We start from the raw sequence: 3,644 nt of genomic DNA, 5'->3' as shown, positions 1-3,644 counted from the left end.
GTGCACGCCGAGAGTCTGCACGCCCACGACGCCGTGGCGCGCAGCCAGTGGAACTGGCAGGAGGCGTGATGGATATCTGGCTACAGCTGGAGCGGGCCGAGCGCGGCGAGCGCCATGCGCTGGCCAAGGTGATTGCCGCCATTCCCTGGAACGCCGACGGCCTGATCACCGCCATCGCCCAGCAGCACGACAGCGGCGAGGTGCTGATGCTGGCCTGGATGAACCGCGAGGCGCTGCTGGAGACCCTGACCACCGAGCGAGTCTGCTACTGGTCGCGTTCGCGGCAGACCCTGTGGCGCAAGGGCGAGAGCTCCGGGCACCGCCAGCGACTGGTCGAGGCGCGGCTGGACTGCGACGGCGATGCGGTGCTGCTACGGGTGGATCAGAGTGGCCCCGCCTGCCACACCGGGCGCCCCAACTGCTTCTACAACGCCATTCGCGACGACGCGGTGGAGGTTATCACCGTGCCGCTGAGCCAGTGACGCAAACGACGCCTGACGGAATCCAGGACCGACCTCAGGACTGAATACAGGACAATGGGAGCCCCCCACGGGAGCACGATGCAACTCTTCAATACCCTGACTCGCCGCCGCGAGACGCTGCGCACCGAACGGCCGGACCGCGTGACCCTCTACGTCTGCGGCCCCACGGTCTACAACTACGCCCACATCGGCAACGCCCGCCCGGCGGTGGTCTTCGACCTGCTGGCGCGGGTGCTGCGCCACGACTATTCGCAGGTGGTCTATGCGCGCAACTTCACCGACGTGGACGACAAGATCAACGCCGCGGCGGCCGACGCCGGGGTGCCGATCCGCACCATCACCGCGCGCTATATCGACGCCTACCACGAGGACATGCGGGCGCTGGGCGTGCTGCCGCCGGACCTCGAGCCCAGGGTCACCGAGCACTTGCCCGAGATCATCGCGCTGATCGAGACCCTGATCGCCCGCGGCCACGCCTACGAGGCCGAGGGGCACGTGCTCTTCCAGGTCGGCTCCTTCGCCGAGTACGGCCAGCTCTCCGGGCGCCGCCCCGAGGAGATGCTGGCCGGGGCCCGGGTGGAAGTCGCTCCCTACAAGCGCGATCCGCTGGACTTCGTGCTGTGGAAGCCCTCCTCTCCGGAGCAGCCGGGCTGGGAGAGCCCCTGGGGTCGCGGTCGCCCCGGCTGGCACGTGGAGTGCACCGCCATGATCGGCGAGCACCTGGGCCACACCATTGATATCCATGGGGGCGGCCAGGACCTGATCTTCCCCCACCACGAGAACGAGATCGCCCAGGGCACCTGCGCCCACGGCGCCCGCTACTGCCATACCTGGGTACACAACAGCTTTGTCACCGTGGACGGCCAGAAGATGTCGAAGTCGCTGGGCAACGTGCTGCTGGTGCGCGACCTGCTCGACCTGGCCCCGGGGGAGGCGGTGCGCCTGGCCCTGCTTGCCACCCACTACCGCCGCCCCCTGGACTGGAACAGCGAGCGCCTGATGCGCGCCCGCCGCACCCTGCTCGACCACTACCGGGCGCTTTCCGAGGTGGAGGGGCTCGAGGCGGACCCCGCAACGCCGCCGGATGCCGAACTGTTGGCGGCGCTGCGCCGCGACCTCAACGTTGCCGAGGCGCTGACCCGCCTGCAGCGGCTGGTGGATGACCTGAAGGCCGCCGCCGACGACGCCGCGCGGGCCCGCGCCCAGGGTGCCGTGCTGGCCTCGGCCAGGTTGCTGGGCCTGCTGCAGCAGCCCCCCGCCGAGGCCCTGGCGGCGCTTTCGTCCCGGCGCTCCGACCTGCCGGTGGCGCGCATCGAGGCGCTGGTCGCCGAGCGCGAAAGCGCCCGTGAACAGCGCGATTTCGCCAGGGCCGACGCCCTGCGCGACGCGCTGGCCGAGCTGGGTGCCGAGGTGCGCGACACGCCCGAAGGCCCCCGCTGGGCGCCGCTGACGCTCGCAACCGGCAGCGCCTGATCCCCATCTCCCCGAGAACCGCATGAGAACGACGCCATGACCGAGACGCCCTCCCCCGCCGCCGGCGACACCCTCACCATCACCCTGCCGGACGAGCGCGAGCTGACGCTGGCGTCCCCCACCAGCGTGGCGGAGATCGCCGCCGCCATCGGCCCCGGCCTGGCCCGCCAGGCGCTGGCCGGCAGGGTGGACGGCAAGCTGGTGGACGCCTGCGACCCCATCACTCGGAACGCCCGGGTGCAGGTGATCACGCCAAACGATCCCGAGGGGCTTGCGATCATCCGCCACTCCTGCGCCCACCTGGTGGGCCACGCCGTCAAGCAGCTCTATCCGAGCGCCGAGATGGTGATCGGCCCGGTCATCGACGACGGCTTCTACTACGATATCGCCTTCGAGCGCCCCTTCACGCCGGAGGATCAGGCGGCCATCGAGGCGCGCATGAAGGCGCTGATAGCCCAGGAGTACGAGGTCATCAAGCGGCAGGTGCCGCGGGAAGAGGCCCTGCGGATCTTCCGCGAGCGCGGCGAGCGCTACAAGCGGCGGCTGATCGAGGAGATGCCCGGCGAAGCCACCCTGGGGCTCTACGTTCATCAGGAATACGTGGACATGTGCCGCGGCCCCCACGTGCCCAACACCCGCTTTCTCAAGCACTTTCGGCTGACCAAGCTCTCCGGCGCCTACTGGCGGGGCGATGCCCGAAACGCCCAGCTGCAGCGCCTCTACGGCACCACCTGGGCCGACCGCAAGGCCCTCAAGGCCTACCTCAAGCGCCTTAAGGAGGCGGAGAAGCGCGACCACCGCCGCCTGGGGCGCCAGCTGGGGCTCTTTCACTTCCAGGAGGAGGCCCCCGGCGCGGTGTTCTGGCACCCCGGCGGCTGGACGGTGCTGCAGACTCTGATCGCCTACATGCGCCGCCGCCAGGCCGCCGGCGGCTACGTGGAGGTGAACACGCCGGACATCATGGACCGCGGCCTCTGGGAGACCTCGGGCCACTGGCAGAACTATCAGGAGCACATGTACACCACCCAGACAGAGGATGGTCGCTCCCTGGCCCTCAAGCCGATGAACTGCCCCGGCAGCGTGCTGCTCTACCGCCACGGCCTGAAGAGCTACCGCGACCTGCCCATCCGCATGGGCGAGTTCGGCAAGGTCCACCGCTACGAGCCCTCCGGCGCCCTGCACGGCCTGCTGCGGGTGCGCCACTTCACCCAGGACGACGCCCATATCTACTGCACCCCCGAGCAGATGAACGCGGAGTGCCGCCGGGTGGTGGCGCTGGTGCTCGACATCTACCGGGAGTTCGGCTTCGAGGAGGTGCGCCTCAAGCTCTCCACCCATCGGCCGCGACTGGCAGTGCGGCACCCTGCAGGTGGACATGAACCTGCCCGAGCGCTTCGGGCTCGACTACGTGGACGAACAGGGCCAGCGCCAGCGCCCCGTGCTGCTGCACCGCGCGCTGTTCGGCTCCCTGGAGCGCTTCCTCGGCATCCTGATCGAGCATCACGCCGGCAAGCTGCCCGCCTGGCTGGCGCCGCAGCAGGCGGTGGTGATGTCGATCACCGAGGCCCAGGCGGGCTACGCCGAGGCGCTGAACGAGGCGCTGTGCGGCGCCGGGCTGCGCGCCGAGGCCGACGTGCGCAACGAGAAGATCGGCTACAAGATCCGCGAGCAGACCCTGCAGCGGACTCC

At 70.0% G+C, this 3,644-nt stretch carries 2 protein-coding genes and 1 pseudogene; all 3 read left to right on the top strand.

Features of this window, described 5'->3' with window-relative positions:
* Positions 1-68 precede the first annotated feature (68 nt).
* Complete coding sequence (hisI, locus tag J5F18_RS06710; protein WP_346301509.1) at positions 69-482, top strand: phosphoribosyl-AMP cyclohydrolase; 414 nt, start codon at positions 69-71, stop codon at positions 480-482.
* Between the two features lie 78 nt (positions 483-560).
* Positions 561-1,955 carry a cysteine--tRNA ligase gene (gene cysS, locus J5F18_RS06705; RefSeq protein WP_346301508.1) on the top strand — a complete coding sequence of 465 codons (1,395 nt, stop codon included), beginning with the start codon at positions 561-563 and terminating at the stop codon, positions 1,953-1,955.
* A 36-nt stretch (positions 1,956-1,991) separates the two neighbouring features.
* A pseudogene (gene thrS, locus J5F18_RS06700) lies at positions 1,992-3,644 on the top strand (threonine--tRNA ligase); the annotation flags it as partial.

Source organism: Halomonas sp. BM-2019 (assembly GCF_017584085.1).
Note: the sequence above shows the minus strand (reverse complement) of the source record. Positions and strands in the feature narration are given on the sequence as shown.

Coding starts and splice junctions, on each gene's coding strand:
- cysS (WP_346301508.1), top strand. CDS start 561: ATGCAACTCTTCAATACCCTGACTCGCCGCCGCGAGACGCTGCGCACC.
- hisI (WP_346301509.1), top strand. CDS start 69: ATGGATATCTGGCTACAGCTGGAGCGGGCCGAGCGCGGCGAGCGCCAT.